The organism is Streptomyces sp. NPDC024555 (genome assembly GCF_055559335.1).
In genome coordinates this window covers 196,922-222,548 of record NZ_JBVHKV010000005.1, presented here as the reverse complement: position 1 = coordinate 222,548, position 25,627 = coordinate 196,922, and the positions used below count along the sequence as shown (strand labels likewise).

The window sequence follows — 25,627 nt, the reverse complement described above, 5'->3', positions numbered from 1 at the left end:
GCCCGGCGCGGCGGGCGGTCCGCCGCGCCGGGCCGGGTTCAGCGCGCCTCGGCCGGCTGGCCGGGGTCGTCGAGGAAGCCGCCGGACTGGTGCTGCCACAGCTTCGCGTACGCCCCCTCGGTGGCGAGCAGTTCGTGGTGCGAGCCCTGTTCGACGATGCGGCCCCGGTCCAGGACCACCAGCCGGTCCATGGAGGCCACGGTGCTCAGCCGGTGGGCCACGACGAGGGCCGTCCGCCCCTCCATCAGCCGCCACAGGGCCTCCTGGACCAGGACCTCGCTCTCCGAGTCCAGGGCGCTGGTGGCCTCGTCGAGGAGCAGGATCGGCGCGTCGCGGAGGATGGCGCGGGCGAGGGCGACGCGCTGGCGCTGTCCGCCGGAGAGCTTGATGCCGCGCTCCCCCACCATGGTGTCGAAGCCGTCCGGGAGCGCGTCGGCGAACTCGGTGACGTGGGCCGCCTTGGCCGCGCGGCGGATCTCGGCCTCGGTGGCGTCGGGCCGGGCGAACGCGATGTTGTCCCGCAGGGTCCGGTGGAACATCGCCGGGTCCTGCGGCACGTACGCGATCTGCGCGCGGACGTCCGCCTGGCGCATCCGGCTGATGTCCTGTCCGCCGATGAGGATGCGGCCGCCGTCCAGGTCCGACATCCGCAGCAGGAGCCTGCTGAGCGTGGTCTTCCCGCCGCCGGACCGGCCGACGAGGCCGATCCTGGTCCCGCTCGGCACATCGAGGTCCAGCGACTCGAAGAGCGGCCCCGCTCCGGGGTGGGCGAAGCTCACCCGGTCGAAGCGGACGTCGGCGGAGCGGGAGAGCAGCGGCTCGGGGTGCTCGGGGTCGGTCAGCGCGGGCGGGGTCAGCAGCAGTTCGGCGAACTGGGCGGCCTCCGTCATCGAGCTCTCCAGCCGCCGGTAGATCTGGTTGAACTCGAACATGATCCGGGTGGCGTTGGAGTAGTAGGTGAACGCGACGACGACGGCCTCCACCCCGTGGCCCCCGCCCGCGAGGGCGACGGCGAGCAGCAGGCCGAGGGCGTTGGTCAGCACGGACATGGGCGCGACGAAGGTGTCGATGCGCAGATTGCCGTAGTCCCACGAGCGCAGGGTGAGCCGGCGCGATTCGGCGACGCGGGAGCGGTGCTCGGCCGCCTCGCGCCGCTCGGCGGCGAAGGCCCTGACCGTGTCCATGTTCATCAGGCTGTCGGCGACATGGCCGGAGACCCGGGCGATCGCCTCCTCGCGCCGGGCGACGAGGGCCTGCCGGCGCCGGATGAGCGGGGCGGCGCAGACCCCCGTCACCAGGATCATCGCCAGCAGTCCGACGACGAGGAGCGGGTCGTAGCGCCACAGCACCACGGATCCGAAGAGCAGCGGGACGAAACTGCCCACGACGGAGAAGGTCAGCGTGTCGATGAAGTTCTCGAAGCGGGTGGCGAAGCTGAGGACCCGTTTGGTCAGCGATCCGGCGAAGTTGTCGTGGAAGAACGTGGCGTCCTTGGCGTACAGCTCGTCCATGCCCTGGACGTAGAGGCTCTCGATGCCGAGCGCGTCCAGCCGGTTCAGGAAGTGCAGTCCGATCCGCCAGCAGGTCTCGGCGAGCAGCAGCACCGCCGCGAAGCCGGCCACGTAGGGGAGCATCGAGCGGACCGAGAGGTCGGAGTCGCCGGCGATCCGGCCGACGAGTTTCGCGACGACGAGCGGCGCGATGTAGTTGATGCCGATGTTGCCGAGCGCCGGAAGCAGCAGCGCGGGCGCGGTCACCCGTTTTCGGCGGGTCAACTCCCGCCCGTAGTAGCGGAGTGCGAGGAGGACGGAGCCCTTGCGGGGCCCTTGTTGCGTCTGAGGCGTACCCATGCCAACCCTGTGTCGTTCGTGCGGTGTGCCCACGCCCCGGCGGGTCCCTCCGCCCACGACGACGCGCCGGCAACGTCCCCCGCGCGGTCGGCGGCGGTGTGTCGGAGTGGGAGGGAGGAAGGTGGGCGATTCGCCCCAGTCTCCCGCCGTCGCGTCCGACGAGTCCACGCGTTTTTACCGGCCACTTTCACCCCCTCGGGGATGGCCGGTTCCGGGCGGTCAGCCGTAGGCGGCGACCGCCGCGAAGTAGATTCCGAGCGCGGTGGCCGCCACACCGCCCCCGGTCAGAACGGCCTGGGAGAGGCCGGATCCCGCGCGACGGGCGAGCAGCCCGCCGGCGAACGCCAGGTGGAGCGCGAGGGACAGGGCGAGGAGAAGCGACAGGATCTGCACGGGGCTCATCGGGGCTCCCACGATCGGGACGGCCCGGCCGGGCCGTTCGGGACGTCTCCGAATCTGACCGTCCGGGCCTCCGTCCAGGAGGAGTCCGCGCCGGATCGCGCACGGCGGCCCGTACACCGCCGGAGAACGTTAGGGTGCACGCCACGGCTTCTCGTGTGTCCACCACGGGTGTCCAGGTACGGAGTGGACGGCCGCGCACGGGACCGGGAAAGCGTGGTCAGTGTGGAAGCACCGTCGCGGGGTCAGGACCTCTCGTACGCCGAACTGGTCGCCGCCCTGGCCGCGTTCCGTTCCGGGCGGCTGGGCGGGCGCCCGTCCGACCGGACGCTGGCCGCGGCGGCCGGGGTCAGCCCGACGACGATCGGGCACTGGCTGCGCCTGGAGCGGTTCCCCCAGCGGATCGACCCGCTGCTCGCGATGGTCCGCGCCGTGCGGGCGGGGGCGGGGACGGCCGGGCTCGGCGACGACCCCGAGTCCGCGGCCGTGCTGGACGAGCGGCGGTGGCGGCGCGGTTACGAGGCCGAGGCCCGGGGCCGCGCGGACTCCACCCGTACGGCGGTGGAGGCGGGACAGGCGCGGGCCGTGCTGGAACGCATGAGCCCGGGACGGCCGTTGGACGAGGTCACCGACCCGTTCCATCTGGAGGTGCACCGGGCGATCGGCCCGCCCGGCAGCGGGCTGCCCGCGCTGCCCGCCTACGTCCCCCGGGAGCACGACCGCCGCCTCGCCGCCGTGGTCGAACGGGCCGCGGCGGGCACGAGCGGCATCGCGGTCCTGGTGGGCGGTTCCTCGACCGGCAAGACCCGCTCGTGCTGGGAGGCCCTGGGCCGGCTGCGCGGACGCGGCGCGCCGTGGCGGCTCTGGCACCCCCTGGAACCCACGCGCCCGGACGCCCTGTCGGCCGAACTCCCGCGGGTCGCCCCGCACACGGTGATCTGGCTCAACGAGGCCCAGGCGTACCTGGAGTCCGACAGGGACGGCGAGCGGGTGGCGGCGGGACTGCGGAGCCTGCTGCACGACCCCGCGCGCGGACCGGTCCTCGTCCTGGCCACGCTGTGGCCGAAGAACTGGGACACCCTGACGACCCGTGCCGCACCCGACCGCCGTCTCGACGCGCGCACCCTGCTGGAGGGCCACCGGATCGGGGTGCCGGACGCGTTCGGCAGCGCCGATTCGGCCGCCCTCGACGACGCGGCGGGGCGCGATCCCCGGATCGGCGAGGCGGCCGAGCACGCCCGGGACGGACGGATCACCCAGTACCTGGCGGGCGTTCCGGTCCTGCTGGACCGCTACGACGAGGCCCGGGGCGCCACCCGGGCACTCGTCCACGCCGCCATGGACGCGCGGCGCCTGGGCGCGGGCCCCCGGCTGCCGCACGCCCTGCTCGTCGAAGCGGCTCCGGGCTATCTGACGGAGGCCGAGTGGGACGCCGCCGGGGACGACTGGCAGGCGGAGGCCCTGGCCCATGTCACGGCCCCCTGCAACGGCATCCCCGGGATCCTGGGCCCCGTCCGCGTCCCCGTCCCCCGTGACCGCCGACCGCGCGGTGAGAGCGCCCCGGACGGCGGCCCCCAGTACCGGCTGGCGGACTATCTCGACCAGTACGGCCGTCAGTCCCGGACGGGGCTGATCCCGCCGATCAGCTTCTGGAGCGCGCTCGCCCGCCACGCCGACCCGGCCGACGTCACGGTGCTCGCGGAGGCCGCGCGGGCCCGCGGTCTCTACCGGGACGCCGCCCAGCTCCACAAACGCGCCACGGCCCACGGAGACCCGGCCGCCGCGGCGGCGCTCGTGGACGACTTCCACGAGATGGACGCCGCCGATCCGCGCCCCGCGCACTGGGCGGCCGCGCATGCCGCGCTCGACGACCCCTTCGCCGTCGCCGAGTTGCTCGGCCGGCTGCACGACACCGGCGCGCACGCACCGGCCGCGGCCCTGCTCGCCAGGGATCCCGCCGCGCGGGCCTCGGTCGGCAGCCCGCGCGCCGTGGCCCGGCTGCTCGGCCGGCTGGGCGAGGCGGGCGCCCGGGAGCAGGTGGCGCTGCTGGCCCGCCGCGCCGCCGCCGGAACCCCGCTCGACAGTCCGTACGCCGTCTCCCATCTGGTGCACGGGCTGCGGGAGGCCGGGGCGCATCAGCAGCTCATGACCCTGGCGGACCGGGCGGCCGAGCACAGCGGCCTGGACAACCCGTACGCGGTGGCCGAGTTGCTGGGACGGCTGCGGGAGGCGGGCGCGCACCGGCAGATCGCGGTGCTGCTCGGCCGGGATCCGGCCCGCGCGGTGGACCTGGGCAACGCCTACGCGGTCGGTCGGCTGCTGACCCGGCTGCGGGAGGCCGACGCATCCGGGCAGGTGCGGGCGCTGCTCGACCGGGATCCCGCCGCACACGCGGCGCTCGACAATCCGTACGGGATCGCCCGGCTGCTCGGCAGTCTGCGCGCGGCCGGTGCCGAGCAGCAGGTCGCCGCGCTCGCCGACCGTGCCGCCCGCCACGCACCGCTGGAGAATCCGCATGCCGTGGCCCGGCTGCTGGCCGCGCTGCGCGCGGTCGCGGCCGACGGCCCGGTCGCGGTGCTGGCCCGGCGCACCGCCGAGCGCGCGGCGTCCGGCACCGCCCACGCCCCGGCCCTGATGCGCGCCCGGCTGCGCGGCCGACTGCGCGGACGGCTGACCGAGGTCGGTCTGTACGAGCAGGTGGCGGCCCGGCTGTCCCGGGATCCGGACGCGCGGGACGCCCTCGACGACCCCGGGGCCATGGCGGGGCTGCTGGGCGGTCTGCGGGAGGAGGGGCCCGCGCACCGTCCGGCCCCCGAGGACGATCCGCGGCTGCCCGCCGACGGGCACTTCGCCGTCTTCGCCCGGTCCCCCGGCCACCGGGAACGGTTCCGGTACGGCCGGGAGCCGGACGGGGCGCCCGCGGCCCCGTGGTCCTGGGACGACCTGGACTGAGGCCGGGACGCGCCGGTCCCCGGCCTCCGGTCTGGACATCCGTTCACCGAGTCCTCCCGCGCCGACCGTTACCGCCCTTTCCGTACGGGCGTTCTCAGGGGGCCGGAACCCCTTGCCCGGACCGACGATCGGAGCCTCCATGCCCACCTCCCCGGTGCACGCGCCGCACCTGTCACACATTCCGCACCTTCCGCACCAGCCCGACGGCCGGATCCCGGGCTGGCTGCCGCCGGAGGAGTACGCCGAGACGGTGCTGAAGGCGACCGCCTTCGCCTGCCTGTACTTCACCGACGAGGAGGACCGGCCGCTCCAGCTCAGGGCGGTGTACTCCCGCAGCCACCCCTGGCAGCTGGTCGGCGGCACGATGGATCCGGGTGAGCGGCCCTGGGAGACGGCGCTGCGGGAGTGCCGGGAGGAGACCGGGATCGTCTTCGACGGTCCGCCGTCGCTGCTGGCCACGGTGTTCGGCCAGCCCGGGGCGGAATGGCCGTACGCGACCATCGGGTTCGTCTTCGACGGCGGGCGGCTCACCGCCGGGCAGCTGGGGGCGCTGACCCTCGATCCGGCCGAGCACGACGCGGCGCGGGTCCTTCCGCTGGGGCGGTGGCGGGATCTGATGCCCCGGCGGGACTTCGTCCGGCTGGAGGCGGTCGCGGAGGCCCGGCGTTCCGGAACGGCGGCCTACGTCGGTGCCTGGGACTGGGAGCGCTGAGGGCGGCGGGCGGCGGTCCGGGCCCGGTACGCTCGCGGGCTCCGGACCCTTCTCACCGAGCGGATCGATCCCCATGCATGTCGAGTTCACCGGCCGCGTCGTCGAATGGCGTGGTCCCTCGCCGTACTTCTTCGCCACCGTGCCCGAGGAACAGTCCGCCGACATCCAGGAGGTGGCGGCGACGGCCACGTACGGCTGGGGCGCGGTCCCCGTCGAGGCCCGCATCGGCGGGACCGTGTTCACGACGTCGCTGTTCCCCCGGGACGGCGGCTATCTGCTGCCGCTGAAGACGGCGGTCCGCCGGTCGCGGAATCTGGCCGCCGGGGACGATGTGAGCGTCCGGATGACCGTCCGTCTCCAGGGCGCCCGATGACCGGCGCACCGGCGGGCGCGGAGAGTGAGCCGCTGGCCGGCGGCATGGTGAACGCGGGCGCGGTGGTCCGCCGGGGCGATCTCGTCGAGCGTCCGGCACCCCGGTCCGCCCCCGCCCTCCACGCTCATCTGCGGGCCCTGCGCGAGCACGGCTTCGACGGGGCTCCCCTGCCGGACGGCCCCGTGACGGACGGCCGCGAACGCCTGACGTTCCTCCCGGGAGACGTGGCACTCCCCCCGTTCCCGTCCTGGGCGATGACGGAGGACGCCCTGCGCTCGGTCGGCGCACTGCTCCGGCGGCTGCACGACGTCTCGGCGGGCATCCCGGTCGACACGGACGCCCCGTGGCCGGGCGATCTGTCGGACCCCGGGGGCGGCCCCCTGCTCTGCCACAACGACGTCTGCCCGGAGAACGTCGTCTTCCGCGACGGCCGCGCCGCCGCCCTGATCGACTTCGACCTGGCCGCCCCGGGCCGGCCCCTCTGGGACCTCGCGATGACCGCCCTCTACTGGGCCCCGGCCGTCGACCCGGCGACGGCCGCCTCCGCCTACCCCGCCGGGCTCGACGTACCGCGCCGGCTCCGCGTCCTCGCGGACGGCTACGGCCTCCCCGCCCCGCAACGGGCCGGACTCCCCCGGGTGATCGAGGAGGCCACCGCCGCCTGCCGGGCCTTCGTGGCCCGCAGGCTCGCGGACGGGGACCCCGCCTACACCCGGGTCTGGGCCGCACGCGGCGGCAGCTGGGAGCGCTGGGACCGCCGTCAGGCCTGGCTGGCGGAGAACCGCGCGGTGTTCACCGCCGCCCTGACCGAGGGCCTGTCCGAGGGGTGAGGCGGGCGGCGGGCCGGTGCAACCGGGTGCGGCCGGCCCGCCCCGTCCACCGCTGATCGAAAACCTGTGGCCCCGCGCCCCCGCGCCCGCGACGATGACCCGCATGAGCGACCGACCCGCGCGCTGGACCAGCGCCACCGTATATCCCGACATGTGGACGGATCCCGACAAGGACCCCCGTGAGCGCGAAGGGCCGGGCCCGGAGGGGGAGGCCGAGACGTTGCGGGACTTTCTGTCCGACTACCGGCTGACCCTGCGGATGAAGTGCGAGGGGCTGGACGCGGAGCAGCTGGCCCGGCGGTCGGTTCCGCCGTCGACGATGTCGCTCCTCGGTCTGGTCCGGCATCTGGCCGAGGTGGAGCGGGACTGGCGCAACTGGATCCGTGACGAGGAGCGGCTGCCCCGGCTGTACGGTCCCAAGGACGCGGACTTCGACGGGGCGGTCGCCGACCCGGCGGCGGTCGAGAGTGCCTTCGGCGATCTGGCGCGCGAGCAGTCCGCGCTCGACGACGAACTGGCCGTCCACGCCGACCTCGGGGAACGTCTGGGCCGGGAGGAGATCGCGGTCCGGGAGCTGATGGTGCACCGTATCGACGAGTACGCCCGGCACTGCGGCCATGCCGACCTGCTGCGTGAATGCGTGGACGGACGGGTGGGCCAGTGATCCGCGGGCCCGCCGGCCCGTCCGGCGGGCCCGCTCCCTCGTGCCGGGGGCCGCTCCGGGCGTCCCGGCCGGCCGTGCCGCTCCCTCGGGCCCCGGCGCCGTTCCCCCGGACTCCGCCGGAGGGCGGATGGTCCGCCGTGCCGTGATACTGGCCGGTGTGCGGCCGAAACGAGAGGGGACGGAGGTGGGCGCAGCGCCGTTCCTCGACCCGGGGATGTTCGACGACGCCGTGGCGGCCGTCGCGCTGCTGATGGGCCCCGAGCACCGGCTGCTGTACGTCAACCCGGCCTTCACCAGGCTCTTCGGCCCGCGCACCCTCGGGCTGCCCGCCCAGGAGGCGTTTCCGGAGCCGGACGCGAGCCGGTTCCTCGGTGTGCTGGAGGACGTCCGGCGCAGCGGGCGTCCCCGCCAGGTGACCGGGCGGCGGCGCACCGATCCCGGCGCGCCGTCCCAGGCCCGGCATTTCGTGTACTCCTGTACGCCCGTCGCCACCCGGCGCGGCGGCGGGATCCTCGCCATCGCGATGGACACCACCGCGGAGACGTACACCCTCCAGCGGTACGAGGCCCTGGCCACGGCCGTCTCGCAGATGGTGTGGGTGATGTGGCCGAACGGCACGATGGACGAGCTGGTGCCCGGCTGGGAGGCGATCACCGGTCTGCCGTGGCGTTCCCGGGCGGACGACGCGTGGTTCGCCGTCGTCCATCCGCGCGACCGGGAGGACCTGCACGCGGCCTGGATGGAGGCCGCCGCCGAACCGCAGAGCGTCTTCGAGCACACCTTCCGGGTCCGTACGGCGGGCGGCGAGTACCGGCACATGTTCTCCCGGGCGGTGCCGGTGGTGCGCGACGGTTCGGTCGCGGAGTGGATCGCCGCCACCGCCGATGTGGAGGACGCCTGGCGCACCCGGCTGCGCGAGCGCCTGCTGGCCCAGATCGCCGACAGGCCGCGGACGACGCTGGCCCAGGCGTTCGGGACGGTGGTGGACACGATCGTCCCGGAGGTCGCCGACGCCTGCCTGATCCTCACGCTCGATCACGACGAGTGGCCGGTGCCCTCCCACGTGGCGCTGCGGGCCGGCCGGATCGCGAGCGCCACGCGGGCCGGGCTGCCGGCGCCCCCGGCCCTGATGGGACAGAGCGTCCCGGTCACCGCCCCGCTCCGTGAGCTGCTGGAGCAGGGGGCGCCGCGGACCTTCGCCGTGCCGCCCGGCGGTCCCGTTCCGCCGGGTCTGGTCCCCCCGGTCACCGAGCGCTGGCTGACGGCGGCGGGCGCCACCAGCGTCACTCTCGTCCCCCTGCTGACCGAGGACGGCCTGCTCGGCTACGCGGTCGCGGCGACCTGCGACGACAGCCCCGTCCCGGGTCCGGCCGAGACCGAACTGCTCCGTGACGTCCTGCACCACGCGGAGCAGCCGATCCACCGGGTCCTGGAGCACGGCCGGGCCCGCCGCACCGCGCTGCGGCTCCAGCGCGCCCAGCTGACCCGGCCGCCCGAGGTCCCCGGCGCGGCGCTGGCCGCCCGCTACCAGCCGGCGAGCAGCACCCGGGAGATCGGCGGCGACTGGTACGACGCCTTCCTGCTCCCGGACCGCAGCGTCGTCCTGGACATCGGTGATGTCGCCGGGCACGATCTGACCGCCGCGGCCGCGATGGGCCAGATGCGCAGCATGCTCCGCGCGCTCGCGTACAGCTGCGGGCTCAACGCCTCGCCGTGCGATGTGCTCGAAGAACTGGACGCGGTCGCCGAGGGCCTGGAGGCGGCCCCGTTCACCACGGTGGTCCACGCCCATCTGCGGCCCCGGCAGGACGGCGGCTGGAACGTCGCCTGGTCCAACGCCGGGCATCCGCCGCCGCTGCTCGTCCCCGCGCGCGGCACTCCGCGGTATCTGACGGGCCCCGGCACGGACCCTCCGCTGTGCGTGGACCCGGGTCTGGTCCGCACCACGCACCACCATGTCCTGTCACCCGGTGACACCTTGCTGCTGTACACGGACGGCCTGATCGAGCGGCCGGCCACCACGCTCACGCGGGGGCAGAACCGCCTCGTGAAGGCGGCGCTGCGGCACCGGCGGCTGCCGCTGGACGATCTGCTGCACCGGCTGCTGGTCCTGTCCGACCACCGCGACGACACCGCGATGATCGCCTTCCGGGCCGGGTCCGGCTGACGCGCGGGACCGGCGGCGGTGCGCCGGTCCCGCGTGCGGGCTCAGCCGGGCAGGCGGGCGGTGACGACCTTCGTCGAACCGCCGTCCGTCTTGTCCATGGCGTAGAACGCGACCTCGCCCCGGTTGTTCACCCCGATGCCCTCGGTCGCCACCCAGTGCTGGGTGTCGATCATGGCCGAGAGGTCGTACATCCGGCCCTGTGGGTCCCATACGACCGCCGTGGTGGCGTCGGGCTGGAGTTCCGCGGTTCCGGCGATCCAGCCGTCCTCGTTGACCGCCAGGGCGTCGGCATTGAAACCGAAGTCCGGCAGCCGGGTCATCGTGCCGCCCTTCCTGAGGACGAACGCGTCGTGGCCGCTGGTGCCGACGACGGTCCCGGCCTCGCTGATGTCCCGGGCGACGCTGTCGGCCATGCCGGGCAGTGTGCCGAGGTCGGTGATCGTGCCGTCGGGCGCCCACTCCACGGCCCGGCGCTGTCCGTCCTTGCGGGAGTGGCCGACGATCACTCCGGCGTCGTTCACGGCCAGCGGCTCGGTGAGGTCCCGCTGGGAGGTCAGGTGCGGCAGCCTGGTGAATCCGCCGTCCTTCGTCCAGACGAAGCCGTCGTTGACCGTGAGCCGGCGTCCGGTGTCAGGGTCGGTGAGGACGCCGGAGGCGTTGCCGACGACGGTCCCGGAGTCGTTGACCGCGTACGCCCGGTCGTAGGCGTACGTCTCCCAGTCGGGCAGCGGCAGCGTGGTGAGGGTGCCGTCCGGGGCCCAGACGCCGCCCCGGGTGCCGCCTTCGGAACGCGTCAGCTGCCCGACGGCGTAGCCGGCTGCCGGGCTGGCGTTGAGCGCGTGGCCCTCGCGGGCGCCGGCGTTGTCGAGCGCCGTGACGCCGCTCTGCGCGTCCCAGCGGATGGGCTGGGAGCGGCCGGCGGTCTGCTTGGACCCGACGACGCGGCCCCGGTCGTCGAGGTCGAAGGCGATGGCCGGGCCGAACGACCCGGTGACCTCCGCCTTCGGCTGGGTGACCGCGCCGATCAGGACGTCGGAGCTGCCGATGACGGTGTCGTCGTCGGTGACCAGGGAGAAGCGGCCGACCAGACGGCGGCCGGCGGGCGGCCGGGTGTCGGGAACCATCCGGCCCCGGACGGCCAGCGACGCCCCGGACGCGAGGTCGGCGGGGGTGTCGTCCTCGACGCTCGTGGAGCCGAGCGAGTCGGAGAACAGCGTGTCCTGGATGTCGAACGCGGTGCTTCCGGAGGGTACGTCGACCCCGGCGATGTAGAGCAGGTAGTAGCCGGGGGCGGGCTTGTCGACGGTGATCGTCTCCTGGGAGCCGCCGTTGGTGGAGGAGCCGACCAGCGCACCGCTCTGGGCGACGAGGAACAGGTCCAGATCGGCCTTCGGGTCGGAGGCGTTGCCCATGGACACCTCGAAGCGCGAGGCGTCGCGGGGCACGGTGATCTGCTTGCCGGTCATCTGCTGGTCGCCGAGGGTGGGCCGGGCTACCGCGAGGGCTCCCAGCGCACCGCCGGCCGCGTGGGCCCTGACCGGGGCGAAGGTGTTGACGGCGGTGACGTTCCGCTCCAGCGGGGCGTGCAGTGCCGCCTCGTCGACCACGGCCGACGGCGGGTCGACGGCGGCCCCCTGGACGGTGGCGGTCAGCCGGTAGGGGTTCTTCAGCAGCGGCGAGGTGCGGCGGCTCTCGATCTCGAACTCCCAGACGCCGGGCATCGGGTGTTCGTACACGCGGGTGGTGGAGTCGCAGTCCTTCTCGTCGGAGTAGTGGGTGTAGCAGCGGCCGGCGGCGGTGTCGTCGACCGGCAGGCCCTGGGGGTCGACGGCCAGGAAGCGCGTCTGGGAGTCCTTCGCGATCCGGTCCAGTCCGACGCGGACGGCGGCGGCCCCCTTGGGGACGGTGACGAACACCGAACGGGTCCGGTTGCGCACGGATTCGCCGGAGGCGGTGGTCCGGTACGCGGGGGCGGCCGGGCGCTCGGCGACGACGACGGTGACGAGCACCATCCGGTCGATGCCGGGGGTGGCCGGGTCGTCGACGCGCAGGACGGCGGAGTGGGCGCCCGTGGACGCGGTGCGGGCGCGGACCGGCACGGTGACGGTGCGTCCCTTGTCCAGGCGGACCCGGCGCGGCGCGTCGAACGTGCCGTCGTTGCCGAGCCAGGACAGCAGCGTGGTGGCGCTCCCCTCCCCCGTGCGCGTGAGCCGGACGTCGTAGGTGCGGGTCTCGCCCCTGACCTGGCCGCCGTCCTGGGGTGTGGCGCAGCGGTTGTAGACGCCCTCGCCGCTGTCCGGGGTGGCGAGCATGCCGGACAGCGCGCCGCAGACGGGCGCCTTCACGTCGTACGCGGTGGGCTCGGCCGTCCGGCCGCCCCGGCCCAGAGTTTTCCAGGCGGCGGGCACGGAGAGCAGTCCGGCGCCCTGGGCGTACGCGGGTTCGTCGGCGAGGAAGCGGGCGGAGCCGGTGAGGGCGGCGCGGAGCGCGGCCGGGGTGATCTTCCCTCGGCCGGTGGCCGCGGCGGCGGAGAGCAGCAGGGCCGCGTCGCCGGTGGCCATCGGGGAGGCCATCGAGGTGCCGTTGAACATGCCGTAGCCGGGCGGAAGTCCGTATCCGGCCTGGGGGACCGGCGAGCCGGGCAGCCAGGTCGGTATGGAGGAGACGGCGGCGCCGGGCGCGAGCAGGGTCGGCTTCATGCCGCCGTCCTCGCGGGGCCCCCGGGCCGAGAACGGGAAGAGGGCCTGGCGGGCCGTGACCTCGGAGCCGTAGTCGGCCCACCAGGTCTCGCGGCTGACCGAGGCGCCGACGCTCACGACCCGGCCGGCCACGGACGGATCGCCGACGGTGTTCATGCCGGGGCCGTCGTTGCCGGCGGAGACGAAGATCTGTACGCCGTACTCGTCGATCAGCCGGTCGTACAGGACGGCCCGGACGTTCTGGCCGTCGTTGAGGGCGGGCAGACCGCCGATGGAGAGGTTGACGACGTCGACGTGCTTGTTCACGACGGCGTCGATCATGCCCTCGGCCAGGGCGTACGAGGTGCAGCCGGAGCTGAAGAGGCAGACGCGCTCGGAGACGATGCGGGCGCCGGGCGCGGCGCCGTTCATCTTCCCGCCGAACATGCCGTGACCGGCGGTGATGCCGGCGACATGGGTGCCGTGGGCGCCGGAGACGATGCCGATGTTGACGAAGTCGGCGGTCTTGCCCTCGTTGCTGCCGCCGCGCGGGGACAGGTCGACGTCGTCGCGGTATTCGACGGTGAAGGGCAGCGACTCGACGACGGGGGTGGCCGGGTCGTCGGTGCCGAAACGGGCCGTGGTGCCGCTCTCGGCGTACGGGCGGACGATCTCGTCGGCCTCGAAGGAGTGGTCGAGATCGGTGTCGACCCAGATGGTGTGGTCGGACCTGCGGTAGAGGACGCCGAAGCTGTCGTTGTAGTCGCCGTCGCGGTTGACGTCGCCCTCCAGCTCGCTGCCCCAGGTGCCGCCCTCCTTGAAGACCTGGAACCGGAAGTCGCCCTCGGGCGCCTTCCAGCTGACGCCGCCGGTGGTGAAGGCCGGGCCGGTCACCTCGGTGCGCATCTCGATCCAGGTCGGGTCCTGGTCGGTCACCGGGTCGGTGGCGGTGACCCAGTCGGCGATCTTGGGCGCTCCGGTGGTCGTGGTGCGCAGCGCCGGGTGGCTCGGGTCCACTCCGGTGTCCAGGATGCCGACGGTGACGCCCCGGCCGTCCCAGGAGGGGTGGTCGGCGACGAAGTCGACGGCACCGGTGTCGGCCGTCGGCAGATAGGGGTTGGCGGCGGGTGTCCTCGGGCCGGGGGCGGGAGCGCTCTTCGCGGGTTGTCCGGCCGTGCGGTCTGCGGCGGTGACGGGGGACGGGTCCGGCAGTGCGAACGTCTCGCCGAGGTCGATCGCGGTGACGCTGCCGAGTTCCGCGAGCTTCTCCGCCTTGTCCGTCGGCACGGTGGCGCGTACGTAGCCGAGCCGGTCGTCGGCGGTGGCGACGTGTCCGCCGAGTCCGGCGATGTCGGCGCGCAGCCGGGCGGTGGCGCCCTTCGGGGCGGCGAGCAGGACCGTGACGGTCTTCTTCCTGCCGGACCGGGCCTTGTCGAGCAGGGTGCGGTCGTGGGCGCCGAGCTTGTCGTGCCGGACGTCCTTGGGTACGTCGGCCCTGCGGGCGCCGAGCGGGCGCGGGATCTCCGCGCCCGGGGCGGCCTGGGCGGTCGGTCCGGCGAGGCTCAGCAGGGAGCCCGCCAGGGTGGCCGCGAGAGCGACGGCGGTGAGCGCTCGCCCGCGGGAGGTGGATGGTGGTCGCACGGTCCCTCTTTCGGTCGGTAGTACCTCCCGGAAGGTCTAGGGGACCGGCCCCGTCCACGTCAGCGGCCCGGCGTGGCGGGATGTCGACATGTCGTATGCACGCCACCGTGCCCGGGGCGGAACGCGACGGTGCCCCGCCCGACGACCGAACCGGCGGACGGGGCACGGGACTTCAGCGGCGCCCGGCGGTCAGGGGCCGGGGTCCTGCGGGGGCCGGCCGGTGCCGAGGCGGCGGTTGAGCGGGGGCTCCTGGGCCAGGACGGCGCCGATCGTGAACGCGAAGGTGAGCGCGCCGCAGACGACGATGAGCCAGGACAGCATCGTCAGGACGAGGCCGAGCGAGCCGTACTCGCCCAGGGCCCGGTCGAGCGCCCCCGGCATGTAGAGCCGGGCGGTGAGGCCGAGGGCGGTGGTGGCCGAGGCGCCCAGCAGGGAGCCGGGCAGCAGCGGCAGCCAGTCCACCCGGCCCGCGAGCAGCAGGTGCTGGGTCCAGAGCCAGACCCCGGTGCTGACGAGGAAGAAGGCCGGCACGCCCAGCCACATCCCGGCGCCGAATCCGTCCCGCAGCGGTGCCTGGAGGAGGACGACGACCACGAGGGCCAGCAGCCACACCGCCCAGCGCCAGGCCGCGATCCGGGTTCCGGCCCTGGGCAGTCCCCAGGCCCGTTCGCACACCCGGGCCATGGCGCGGCTGAAGCTGGTCGCCGAGACCAGGGCGACGAACGCGCCGACGATGCCCGTGGTCTCGCGCAGCTCCTCGGACCCGGAGCCGCCCAGGACCTGCTGGAGCTCGTGGTCCGCGCGTCCGGTCAGCCCGAACATCGACCGCAGGGACTCCCGCAGCTGGTCCCGGACGCTCTGCGGGGCGAAGGCCGCCAGGGCGAAGAGCAACGGCACGGAGGCCAGGAACGCCTGGGCCGCGAGCCGGGTCCCGGCGTCGAGCAGATTGCCGCTCATCAGCCGGTTCGTCAGCTCGGAGAGCACGGGGAACCGTGTCTCCGCCCCTGCCCTCATGTCCCGTGCCCGGCTGGTCCACGACATTCCGCCTCCCGACCCGTCCTCCCCCATTGGACGCAACACGGCGGCCCCGGGCCACTCCGCCGTGTCGTCGGGGGGAGCGGACCGGGACCCGGGGCGTCCGCGCGGACCTCGGTCCCTGAGCGCGAACGCCCGGACGACGGTCTGCCGGGTGCGGTTGCCCGCCCCGTCCCACGCGGTGACCCCCGGCGTGACGGTCTCGGCTCCGGCGGGTGCCCGGTGCGGGACGGTGGTGGCGGAGCCGTCGGGGCGTACGTGCGGTTCGGCGGCGGCGCTCCAGGTGGCGCCGGTGCCGGCGTCGGCCGCCGTCAGCGTCCGGGTGCCGTCGAACCACGCCGGCAGGGGACCTGCCCAACAGACGGCGAGCGCGGCGGCGAGCACGAGAGCTCGGCCGCCGCGCGGAACGGATCGGGCCCGCATGGGGGGCTCCCGGGTGGGCGGGGGCACGGCACCCGCTCCCGGGCGGCAGCGGGCGGTGGTCCCGGTGGCCGCGATGTCCGCCACGGCCACCGGTCCTGACCGCTCGCCATGCTCGGGCCCCGGCCGCTCCCCCAGGAAGGGGCCGGGGCCGGCGGGATCACGTCATGCCGTGATTCCGCCAGTGCCTCGGTCCCGCGCTCAGCCGCCGTTGCGGCTCGCCAGGTACTCCGTCATCCCCGCCCCGGTCAGCGGGTAGTAGTCGGAGAGCCGTCCGCCCTCGTCCAGCCGCCGGCGGGCGAAGGCCTCGCGGTCCTGGTGCAGCAGGGCGTCCTCGGCCAGCGGGACCGCCCTGTCCTGCGGGACGACGACCGCGCCGTCCTCGTCGGCGACGATCAGGTCGCCGGGTGTCACCAGGGTGCCGCCGACGCCGACCGGCACGTTGTAGGCGGCCGGGAACAGTTCGGTCTGCGAGGCGTAGTGCGGGGTGACTCCGGTGCACCAGACGGGCACGCCGAGCGCGCGGATCCGGGCCGCGTCACGGATCCGGCCGTCCACGACGATCCCGGCGCCGCCGCGCAGTTTGAAGTAGCGCACCAGCATGTCGCCGAGGCAGCCGGTGAAGTGGCTGCCCTGGGCCGCCACGACGAGGATGTCGCCGGGGCGGATGGATTCGAGGACGCCCCACAGCGGGGTCTTGGCCTCGATGTCCTCCTGCTCGGCCCCGTTGAACACGTCCTCGCGCTGCGGCAGGAACTGGAGGGTGACCGCGCCGCCGGTGACCTTGACGTCCGGCTCGCGGTGGAGCGGAACCGGTCCGTCGATGAAGGTCCGGGTGATCCCCATCTGATGCAGTTTCGCGCAGGCCGTCGCCGCGCTCACCCCCGCCAGGGCCTCCACCATCCGGTCGGTGGGCCGTACGTAGTCCGCGGTGTGGACCGGGGCCCGCATCGACGCGTAGCGGCTCTCCTCCGTCCCGTTCAGCCGGGATCCGCCCGTGGACGGCGCTTCCTGATCCCCAATCGGGTGCATGCACTTGCCTCTCCGCGCGCTCGTCGCACGCCACGCCAGTGACATCATCGCCTATCGATGGTAGATAACAGCCAATCGATTAGTGATGTCAATGCGTCAGGAGTCCTCCGTGCCCCGCACCTCCCCCGGCACTCCCGTTTCCCCCGATGCCGCCGCGTCCACGGGCTGGTTCGAGGCCGCGCGCTTCGGGCTCTTCGTCCACTTCGGCCTGTACAGCATGGCGGCCCGGCACGAGTGGGTGCGCAGCCGGGAGGCCATGTCCCTCCAGGACTACGACCGTTATCTGCACCGCTTCGACCCCGACCTCTTCGACGCGCGCGAACTGGCCCGCACCGCACGGGAGTCCGGGATGCGGTACGCGGTGCTGACGACCAAGCACCACGACGGCTTCTGCCTGTTCGACTCGGCGCTCACCGACTACACCTCGGTGCGGGCCGCGGGCCGGGACCTGGTCCGGGAGTTCGTGGAGGCGATGCGCGCCGAGGGGCTGAAGGTCGGTCTCTACTACTCGCTGCTCGACTGGCACCACCCCGACTTCCCCGTGGACGAGCACCATCCGCTGCGGGACACACAGGCCGCCGACGAGCCCCGCGACATGGCCCGCTACCGCGCGTACATGGAGGGCCAGCTGCGGGAGCTGCTGACCGGGTACGGTCCGGTCGACAGTCTCTTCTTCGACTTCACCTATCCGGAGAAGGGCCCGGAGGAGTGGGGCGCCGAGCGGCTGCTGTCCCTGGTGCGCGAGCTCCAGCCGGGCATCCTGGTCAACGACCGCCTCGGTGTTCCCGGCGACTTCGTGACACCCGAGCAGTACCAGCCGGACCGTCCGCTGGAGCGCGACGGCAAGCGGGTGGTGTGGGAGGCCTGCCACACGCTGAACGGCTCCTGGGGCTACGACCGCGACAACCACGACTACAAGGATCCCGCGCTGCTCGTGCGGATGCTGGTGCAATCGGTCGCCTGCGGCGGCAATCTGATCCTGAACGTCGGCCCGACCGGGCGCGGTTCCCTGGACCCGAGGGCCCGGGAGACCCTGCGGGCGATCGGGGCCTGGGCCCTGCCGCACGGGCGGGCCGTGCACGGCGCCGGGCCGAGCGACCTGGAGGCACCGGCGAACGCCCTGTACACCCAGGCGGGCAACAAGCTGTATCTGCACCTGCTGTCCTGGCCGCTGAAGCATCTGCACCTGCCGGGCCTGGCCGGCAAGGTCCGCTACGCCCAGTTCCTGCACGACGGCTCCGAGGTCCGCTACCACGAGACGGACGGGGTCCGGCACGAGCACAACAACCTCGCGCCGCCCGGACAGCCGGCGGGCACCCTCACGCTCACGCTCCCGATCGCACGGCCCGACGTCCTGCTGCCGGTGATCGAGCTGGAGTTGACCGAGGACGCCGAGGACGGGGAGTGAGCGCCGCGGCGGGGCCGTGGGCGGAGCACTTCGCGGCGGTGCGGGCCGCCCCGGACGAGGGGCTCGCGGCCCTGCTGGCCGGCCCCGCCGCGCGGATCGGGGTCCCCGACGCCACCTGCCGCGCGGTCTGGGAGGCGGTGCCGGCACCGCTCCGGGGGCGCGTACGAGCCGACGCGGAGGAGGAGTTGGCCCGGCCGGCACCGCTGCTGACGGCCGGCGCGTGGGCGCGGCCGTTCCGGGACGGTTCGCGCGCCGCGTACGAGGACGCGGCCTGGGCCCTCCAGGAGCGCGTCTCCCGGCTGGTCCTGGCCGCCGTCCTCGCCGGTGAGTCGGCGGACGCGGGGGCGGGGCCGGGCGCCTGTCCGTACCTGGACGCGGCGATCGACGGGCTCGTGGCATTCGCCGAGACCAGTACGTGGTGCTGGGCGCCGCACGAGCGGTTCGCGTCGGCGCGCGGCGAGCTGGTCCCGGATCCGGACGATCCCTTTCTCGATCTCGGCGCGGCCGAGGTGGCCGCGCTGTTCGCCTGGGCCGACCACGCGCTCGGGCCGCTCCTGGACCGCAGGATGCCGGGGCTGCGGCGCCGGCTGCGGCGCGAGGTGGACCGGCGGGTGCTGCTGCCGTTCGAGCGGCGGCGGGACTGGCGCTGGATCGGCGCGGACGGCGGGGCCAACAACTGGAACCCGTGGATCCATGGCGCGGTGCTCGTCTCCGCGCTGCTGCTCTGCGAGGACGAGACCCGGCGGGCCAGGATCGTCCGCCTCGTCGTGGACGGACTGGGGCACTACGTGGCCACGCTCCCCGACGACGGCGGCATCGACGAGGGCATCGCCTACTGGTGGGTGGGGGCGTGCCGACTGCTGGAGATCCTGGATCTGCTCGCCGGAGTCGGCGGCCCGGCACTGGACGCCCGCGAGCTGCCCCTGCTCGCCGCCCTGCTGCGTTATCCGCAGCGCATGCATCTGGGCGGCGACCGCTACGTGAACGTGGGCGACGCACCCGCCCGCCTGACGGTAGGTCAGCCCTGGTGGGTGCTGTTCCGCTGGGGCGGGCTGCTCGGGCAGCCGGAAACGCGGGCGCACGCGGTGGCGGGCGCCCGGCTCCAGGGGTGCGCGGCCCCGCCGCGCGCGGGTCTGGGCCGGGCGCTGGCGGCGCTGGCGGACCCGGAGTGGTGCCGGGCGGTCGCGGACGGCGGCCCGGACGCCGCGGCTCCATGGCTGGCCCGGGAGTCCTGGCTGGCCCGGCTCCAGATCCTGGTGGCCCGGGAGCAGTCCGGCAGCCACGCGGGGCTGACCCTCGCGGTGAAGGCCGGCCACAACGGCGAGCACCACAACCATCTGGACGTCGGGACGTACTGGGTCGCGGCGGACGGCGAACCCCTGGTGGTGGACGTCGGCCGGCCCACGTACACCGCGCAGACCTTCGGCCCCGACCGGTACGCGGCCTGGCCGATGCGCAGCGACTGGCACAACGTGCCCGAGCCGGGGTGCGGACAGCGGCCGGGGGCCGGCTTCGCGGCACGGGACGTGCGGGTCGGGCTCGGGGCGCGGGAGGCGGGGATGACCGCGGAGATCGGCGGCGCCTATCCCCCGGGGGCCGTCGCGAGCTGGGTGCGCACGGCGCGGCTGGTGCGCGGGGACAGCGCGTACGTGGAGGTGGCCGACCGGTGGGAGGGGGGCGGGGAGCACGTGGTGGTCCGTCATGTGCTGGCCGGTGACGTGGTCCACGGTCCGGGCCGGGCCACCGTCACCGGACCCGGCGGCGCGGTCCTGGAGATGCGCTGGGATCCCGCCGAGGCCAGCGCCGACGTCGTCGTCCGTCCGCTGGACGACCCGCAGCTGACGGGCAGTTGGGGACCCCGGCTGACCCGGCTCACACTGACCGCGCGCTCCCGTGCGGGGCGGGGCCGCATCGCCGTGCGGTGGTCCCTGGGGCAACCGCGCCCGGGGGACGGGGAGAAGCAGAATTCAGAGGTTGCGGCAGCACCCTTGAACAAGCGCGGTGAGCACCTTTAGCATCAGCAATCGATAGACGATAGACACGAGATGAGGGCTCCGCCCCACCTCCACCGCAACGCACCACCGACCGGGCGATCCACACCCCCGACCGCCCGGGAACCCTCCCTCCTCTGCTCCACCGGGAACCCTGCGGCTGAACACCAGCTATCGATTATTCACGACTACGCAACGGAGCGTGTCCTTATGAAGACCATGTGGCGCCGTGCCTCCGGACTCGCCCTCGCCCCCCTGGTGATGGCGTCCGCCGTCGCCTGCGGCGGCGAGTCCGACTCGGCCTCGGAGGGCACCACCCTCCGGGTCATCGTGAACATCACCCCGAACCTGACGGAGAAGTACTGGAACGACCTCTTCGACCGGTACGAGAAGGCCAACCCGGGGGTGACGGTCAAGCTCGAACTGACCGGCACCATCTCGGCGGACGCCAAACTGCGGCAGGACCTGGCAGCCGGCGACCCACCGGACGTCGCCCAGCAGATCATCCCGACCACCGAGACCGCCTCCCTCTTCGCGGACCTGTCGAACGAGTCCTGGACCAGCAAGGCCCCGCTCACCGACCAGTACGCGCTGGACGGCAAGCACTACGTGGTCGGCGTGGGCGAGCAGATCCAGTCGCTCGTCTTCTACAACAAGGCCGCGTTCACCAAGGCGGGCCTCGACGCCTCGGCGATCCACACGATGGACCAGTTCACCGAGGCGATGGGCAAGCTCAAGGGCGCCGGCTACAAGCCGCTGCAGACCTCGGGTCAGTGGGTCACCGGAGCACAGTTCTCCATGATGGCCGACGCGGGCGTCCTCACCGCCGACCCGCAGTGGACCGCCAAGCGCAACGACGGCAAGGCCTCGTTCGCCAAGAGCGGCTACCTGCCCTACCTGGAGAACTACAAGGGCTGGATCGACAAGGGCTACCTGGAGAAGAGCGCCCTCGGCCTGACGTACGCGGACGGCCAGACGGCGTTCCTCAACGGCAAGTCCGCGATGTACATCATGGGCTCCTACTTCGTGCCGGCCGCGGACGCGGCGAAGAAGAGCGACGAGATCGGCGTGTTCTCCATGCCGACCGACGGCGCCTACCCGTCCGGGCAGTTCGGCAACATGTCGAACCCGTACGTCGTGGTCAACAAGTCCCGCCACAAGGCGGAGGCCATCGAGTTCGTGAAGTGGGCCACCACCGACCCCGAGGCCATCAAGAGCCAGCTCGCCTCCGACGGGAACCTGCGCGGCGGTTTCACGTACCCGATGTCGAGCCTGGGCACCTCGGTGCAGCAGATCCTCGACAAGGCCCCGAACGTCATCGTGAAGTCGGGCGCCAACCAGCCGATAGCCGGATTCAGTGACGAGCTGAACAAGCAGGTGCAGTCGCTGTTCACCGGCTCGTCCGCCTCGAAGGCCGCCGAGGGATTGGACAAGTGGTGGAACTCGCAGGGCTGAACCAGGGCCTGGACGCGGGCGCACGGCGACGGGCCCGGATCAGGGAGTCGGCGGTCTCCCTCGGGATGATGGGCCCGGCCGTCCTGCTCTACACGCTGATGACCGTCGTCCCGGTCGGGGTCGCGATCTATCTGAGCTTCACCGACTGGGACGGCTTCTCCACCGCGGCGTTCACCGGGCTCGACAACTACAAGCACCTGTTCGACGACCCCAGCTCGTCGGACGCCTGGTACGTCACGGGGCTCATCTCCGTGTTCGGGACGGCCCTGATGGTGGGGCTCGGGCTCGTCTACGCCCTGGTCCTCAAGGGCCGTTCGCGGTCGAACTCGTTCTTCCGGGCCGTCGCCTACTTCCCGCACGTGATCAGCGCGCTGATCCTCGGGTATCTGTGGGCGGCGATCCTGGGGACCAACGGGGCCATCAACAACACGCTCGCCAAGTTCGGCATCGAACCGCTGGGCTTCCTCTTCGACGAGAAGTTCGCCCTGGTCTCGCTGATCGGCGTGATCGTGTGGGCCGGCTTCGGCTTCAACGTCGTGCTGTTCGTCGCGGCCCTGCAGACGGTGCCCGCCGAACTGCTGGAGGCGGCGGCGATCGACGGCGCCTCCAAGCGCCAGATCAATCTGCGGATCGTGATCCCCATGATCGCGCCCGTGGTGACCGTGGCGACGGTGCTGAACCTGGTCGGGCTCATCCGGGCGTACGACATCGTCGTCTCCCTGACCGGCGGCGGGCCGGCCGGTTCGACGCAGACGTTCACGTATCTCATCCTCGCCCGGTCCTTCGAGGGAACCAAGGTCGGGTACGCGACCGCGCAGGCGGTGTTCCTCATGGTGGTGTCCGCCGTGCTCGCCCTGGTGGTGACGGCGCTGCGCAACCGCCAGGACCAAGCCGCGACAGGACAGTAAGGAGCCGGTGGTGGTGGTACTAGAGGCGGCAGAGGTCCGCGACAGTCCGAAGGCGGAGCCGGCGGGCACGGGCGACGTCCCCCGGACCGAGCGGAAGGAGCCCCGCTCCCCCGTGCGCTGGGTGCTGCTCGGTGTGCTGTTCGTCGTCATGATCGTGCCGGTCTACCTGCTGGTCGTGAACGCGTTCAAGTCCCAGCAGGACATCCTCGACAACCCGTTCTCGATCCCGTTCGGCGGGCTCACCTTCGCGCACATGTCGGCGGCGATCACGAGTCCGCAGTTCAACGTCATCGGCGGGTACGGCTTCACGCTGTTCCTCGTCGTGGTCGTGGACGTGCTGTGCATCGTGCTCGCCGGGCCCGCCGCGTACGCGATCGCCCGCAGCCTGAAGCGGCGCACCCAGCTGGTGCTGCTGTACTTCCTGGCGGGCACCTTCATCCCGGGCGCCGCCGTGATCATCCCGGTGATCTACGTGCTGCGCGAGGTCGGGCTCGCCAATACGGTGACCGGTCTGGTGGCGCACGACGTGGCGTCCACGCTGCCGGTGAGCATCTTCCTGTTCGTCGGCTTCATCCGCACCATCCCGGTCGACATCGACCACGCGGCGACGATCGACGGCGCGGGCCGGTACCGCACGTTCTGGTCCATCATCTTCCCGCTGATGCGTCCGGCGGTCGTCACGGTGCTGATCCTGAACTCGATCGGGATCTGGAACGACTTCATCTCGCCCCAGATCCTGCTCAGCCCGTCCTCCGGGCACTACACGGTGACGACGGCGGTCTACGCCGGCATCAGCCAGTACTCGACCGACCTCACGAAGGTGTTCCCCAACCTTCTGCTCGCGATCGCGCCGGTCGTCATCTTCTTCATCTACATGCAGCGCCACATCATCAGCGGTCTCACCGTCGGCGCCGTCAAGGGGTGAGCCCCTGAAGCACGGGCTCCCCCACCCCCCACGTCCCATCCCCCGTCCGAGCACCAGCCCACCGATCAGAGAGGACTCCGGAGTGCCGAGGAGAAGGAGGCCATCGTCCCGTCCGGGACTGTGGTCCGCAGCCGCCCTGCTCGCATCCCTGACCATGGTCGCGGCCGGCCATCCCGCCGCCGCCCACCCGGTCAAGCCGGTCAAGCCGCAGACCGGTTCGACGTACTACGTGGCGCCGTCCGGCAAGGACACGGCCAACGGCAGATCCACCAGGACGCCCTTCCAGCACATCCAGAAGTGCGCCGACGTCATGGTCCCCGGGGACACCTGCCTCGTCCTGTCGGGGACGTACGAGGAGACCGTGGTGCCGGCCCGCTCGGGCACCGCCGACCGGCCCATCACCTACCGCGCCGCGCCCGGCGCCCGGGTCACGGTCAGCGGCGCGTCCCGGATCGGCGGCTTCGAGCCGGTCACCTCCGCCGATGTCACCGAGATCGCCCGCACCGACCCGTACGCCGCGGACTCCCAGTTCAGCGACGCGGTCGCGGCCGGGCACATCTACCGCACCGACGTCGACCTCGGGTCCGACGTCACCACCGTGCAGGTGTTCACCGACAAGAAGATGAACATCGAGGCCCAGTGGCCCTACCCCGGGCTCGACCTGCTCGACCCCACGCTCCAGTACGCGGGGGCGGGCAGTGCCGAGGCCACCATCGCGGACCCGGACCAGACCCGCCCGGCGGGGTACTGGAACGGCGCCCGCGCCCTCACCGGCTACTGGTACATCTCGGCGACCACCACGGTGAAGAGTTCCGACCCCGGCTCGGTCACCCTGGACGTCGCACCGCCCTGCGTCCACAAGGTCGTCCCCAAGGAGACCCGCTACGCGCTCTCCGGGAAGATCGGCGAACTGGCCCGCCCCGGCGAGTGGTTCTACGACGCGGCCGCCAAGCAGCTGTACCTGTACGGCACCGACGACCCGGACGGCCATGTCGTCGAGGCCAAGCGCCGCACGCTCGGCTTCGACCTGACGAAGGCCAGCCACACCACGGTGAAGGGCATCGGCCTGTTCGCGACGACCATCGCGACGGGGCCGACGAGCACCGGGGTCACCTTGGACTCCCTCACGGGGCAGTACCTCTCGCACTACACCGACATCACCCGGGGGGCGACGGACTGCGGCTCCACCGTGACGCGGGGCGTCGGGGACACCGGCATCATCGTGGACGGCACCTTCAACAAGGTCGTCAACAGTGATCTGTCGCTGAGCGCCGGCAACGGGATCGCGCTGCGCGGGCAGAACAACACCGCCACCGACAACGTGATCCACGACGTCGACTACATGGGCACCTACGCGGCCGGGATCGCCGTCCAGGGCAACAGCCAGACCGTCACCCACAACACGATCTCGCGCGTCGGCCGCAGCGGCATCAACCTCCAGTGGAACGAGGTGGAGGGCCTCACCCCGGGCAAGGACGTCATCGCGTACAACGACATCTCCGGGTACGCCCGGATGAGCCTCGACGTCGCGGCGATCTACACCTGCTGCAGCGCCTGGATGATGGGCACCTCCCTCGACCACAACGTGCTCCACGACCCGGCGCCGGCCACCACGTCCACGACGTTCGGCATCTCCGGGATCTACGCCGACAACGGCCAGAGCGATCTGGTCATCGCCAACAACGTGGGCTGGGGCAACCGCGAGGGCACGGTCATGCTCAACGGCCTGGGCACCGGTTCGCACGACAACGGCGTGTACAACAACACCGGCGGCATGACGCTGTTCTACGTCAAGGAGCCGGGGCAGTCGACCGGCACGAAGATCTCCAACAACATCGGGATGATCCGGGGCCTGGACGGCGCGACGGCGGGCGGTCTGGAACTGTCCAACAACCTGCTCCAGGACGTCGATCCGCTCTTCGTGGACGCGGCGAACCACGACTACCGGCTCACCGCGCAGTCGCCCGCGCGCGGTCAGGCGATCCCGCTGCCCGGCATCAACGACGGCTCGACCGACGCCGTGCCGAGCCTGGGCGCCTTCCAGTACGGGGCTCCCGCCTGGACGGCCGGCGCCCGCCGCTGACCGCTCCGCACCACCACACACCGGTGGGCCCGACCCGGAACTCCGGATCGGGCCCACCGGCCTGTTCTCCGCCAGCCGGCCGTCGGCGCGGTGCTCCCTCGCGC

The 25,627-nt window shown here is 73.1% G+C and carries 17 protein-coding genes; 12 read left to right on the top strand and 5 right to left on the bottom strand.

Features of this window, described 5'->3' with window-relative positions; translation table 11 throughout:
* Positions 1-38 precede the first annotated feature (38 nt).
* Positions 39-1,850 (bottom strand): ABC transporter ATP-binding protein, encoded by a 1,812-nt coding sequence (locus tag ACZ4FH_RS10625; protein WP_467303792.1) that lies wholly within the window; start codon positions 1,848-1,850, stop codon positions 39-41.
* 219 nt (positions 1,851-2,069) lie between these two features.
* Positions 2,070-2,252 carry a hypothetical protein gene (locus ACZ4FH_RS10620; RefSeq protein WP_467303790.1) on the bottom strand — a complete coding sequence of 61 codons (183 nt, stop codon included), beginning with the start codon at positions 2,250-2,252 and terminating at the stop codon, positions 2,070-2,072.
* 222 nt (positions 2,253-2,474) lie between these two features.
* Here ACZ4FH_RS10620 and ACZ4FH_RS10615 point away from each other — a divergent pair, with 222 nt between their 5' ends.
* The 6 genes from ACZ4FH_RS10615 to ACZ4FH_RS10590 all read left to right on the top strand — a co-directional run bounded on the left by ACZ4FH_RS10615 (position 2,475) and on the right by ACZ4FH_RS10590 (position 9,947).
* The gene (locus tag ACZ4FH_RS10615; RefSeq protein ID WP_467303788.1) at positions 2,475-5,201 is read left to right on the top strand and encodes a hypothetical protein; all 2,727 of its coding nucleotides are present in this window, start codon (positions 2,475-2,477) and stop codon (positions 5,199-5,201) included.
* A 139-nt stretch (positions 5,202-5,340) separates the two neighbouring features.
* Positions 5,341-5,913 (top strand): NUDIX domain-containing protein, encoded by a 573-nt coding sequence (locus tag ACZ4FH_RS10610; RefSeq protein WP_467303787.1) that lies wholly within the window; start codon positions 5,341-5,343, stop codon positions 5,911-5,913.
* Positions 5,914-5,986: 73 nt separating this feature from the next.
* A complete protein-coding gene (locus ACZ4FH_RS10605) occupies positions 5,987-6,286 on the top strand; it encodes a DUF1905 domain-containing protein (RefSeq protein WP_467303786.1) in 300 nt (99 codons plus the stop codon).
* Entirely contained in the window at positions 6,283-7,116 is an 834-nt protein-coding gene (locus ACZ4FH_RS10600; RefSeq protein ID WP_467303785.1) for a phosphotransferase, read from the top strand. Before ACZ4FH_RS10605 ends, ACZ4FH_RS10600 begins: the two co-directional genes overlap by 4 nt.
* A 103-nt stretch (positions 7,117-7,219) precedes the next feature.
* Positions 7,220-7,780, top strand: coding sequence for a DinB family protein (locus ACZ4FH_RS10595; RefSeq protein ID WP_467303783.1), 561 nt, complete (start codon positions 7,220-7,222; stop codon positions 7,778-7,780).
* A gap of 184 nt (positions 7,781-7,964) precedes the next feature.
* A complete protein-coding gene (locus ACZ4FH_RS10590; RefSeq protein ID WP_467303781.1) occupies positions 7,965-9,947 on the top strand; it encodes a SpoIIE family protein phosphatase in 1,983 nt (660 codons plus the stop codon).
* 41 nt (positions 9,948-9,988) lie between these two features.
* Here ACZ4FH_RS10590 and ACZ4FH_RS10585 read toward each other — a convergent pair whose 3' ends face one another.
* From ACZ4FH_RS10585 to ACZ4FH_RS10575, 3 genes are all read right to left on the bottom strand, one after another.
* The gene (locus ACZ4FH_RS10585; RefSeq protein ID WP_467303780.1) at positions 9,989-14,266 is read right to left on the bottom strand and encodes a S8 family serine peptidase; all 4,278 of its coding nucleotides are present in this window, start codon (positions 14,264-14,266) and stop codon (positions 9,989-9,991) included.
* A 189-nt stretch (positions 14,267-14,455) separates the two neighbouring features.
* A complete protein-coding gene (locus ACZ4FH_RS10580) occupies positions 14,456-15,250 on the bottom strand; it encodes a YhjD/YihY/BrkB family envelope integrity protein (protein WP_467303779.1) in 795 nt (264 codons plus the stop codon).
* 672 nt (positions 15,251-15,922) lie between these two features.
* Entirely contained in the window at positions 15,923-16,753 is an 831-nt protein-coding gene (locus ACZ4FH_RS10575; RefSeq protein WP_467303777.1) for an RraA family protein, read from the bottom strand.
* Positions 16,754-16,862: 109 nt separating this feature from the next.
* On the opposite strand from ACZ4FH_RS10575, the gene ACZ4FH_RS10570 reads away from it, so the two are divergent.
* The 6 genes from ACZ4FH_RS10570 to ACZ4FH_RS10545 all read left to right on the top strand — a co-directional run bounded on the left by ACZ4FH_RS10570 (position 16,863) and on the right by ACZ4FH_RS10545 (position 25,523).
* Positions 16,863-18,161, top strand: a complete 1,299-nt coding sequence (locus tag ACZ4FH_RS10570; RefSeq protein ID WP_467303776.1) for an alpha-L-fucosidase — start codon at positions 16,863-16,865, stop codon at positions 18,159-18,161.
* Positions 18,158-20,176: a heparinase gene (locus ACZ4FH_RS10565; protein ID WP_467303775.1), complete on the top strand. Its 2,019-nt coding sequence runs from the start codon at positions 18,158-18,160 to the stop codon at positions 20,174-20,176. The genes ACZ4FH_RS10570 and ACZ4FH_RS10565 overlap by 4 nt, the downstream gene beginning before the upstream one ends.
* Positions 20,177-20,362: 186 nt before the next feature.
* A complete protein-coding gene (locus ACZ4FH_RS10560) occupies positions 20,363-21,607 on the top strand; it encodes an ABC transporter substrate-binding protein (RefSeq protein WP_467303774.1) in 1,245 nt (414 codons plus the stop codon).
* On the top strand, positions 21,586-22,515 hold the full coding sequence (locus ACZ4FH_RS10555) for a carbohydrate ABC transporter permease (protein ID WP_467303773.1): 930 nt from the start codon (positions 21,586-21,588) through the stop codon (positions 22,513-22,515). Before ACZ4FH_RS10560 ends, ACZ4FH_RS10555 begins: the two co-directional genes overlap by 22 nt.
* A 10-nt stretch (positions 22,516-22,525) precedes the next feature.
* Positions 22,526-23,440 (top strand): carbohydrate ABC transporter permease, encoded by a 915-nt coding sequence (locus ACZ4FH_RS10550; protein WP_467303772.1) that lies wholly within the window; start codon positions 22,526-22,528, stop codon positions 23,438-23,440.
* A 154-nt stretch (positions 23,441-23,594) separates the two neighbouring features.
* On the top strand, positions 23,595-25,523 hold the full coding sequence (locus ACZ4FH_RS10545) for a right-handed parallel beta-helix repeat-containing protein (protein WP_467303771.1): 1,929 nt from the start codon (positions 23,595-23,597) through the stop codon (positions 25,521-25,523).
* The last annotated feature ends 104 nt before the right edge of the window (positions 25,524-25,627 follow it).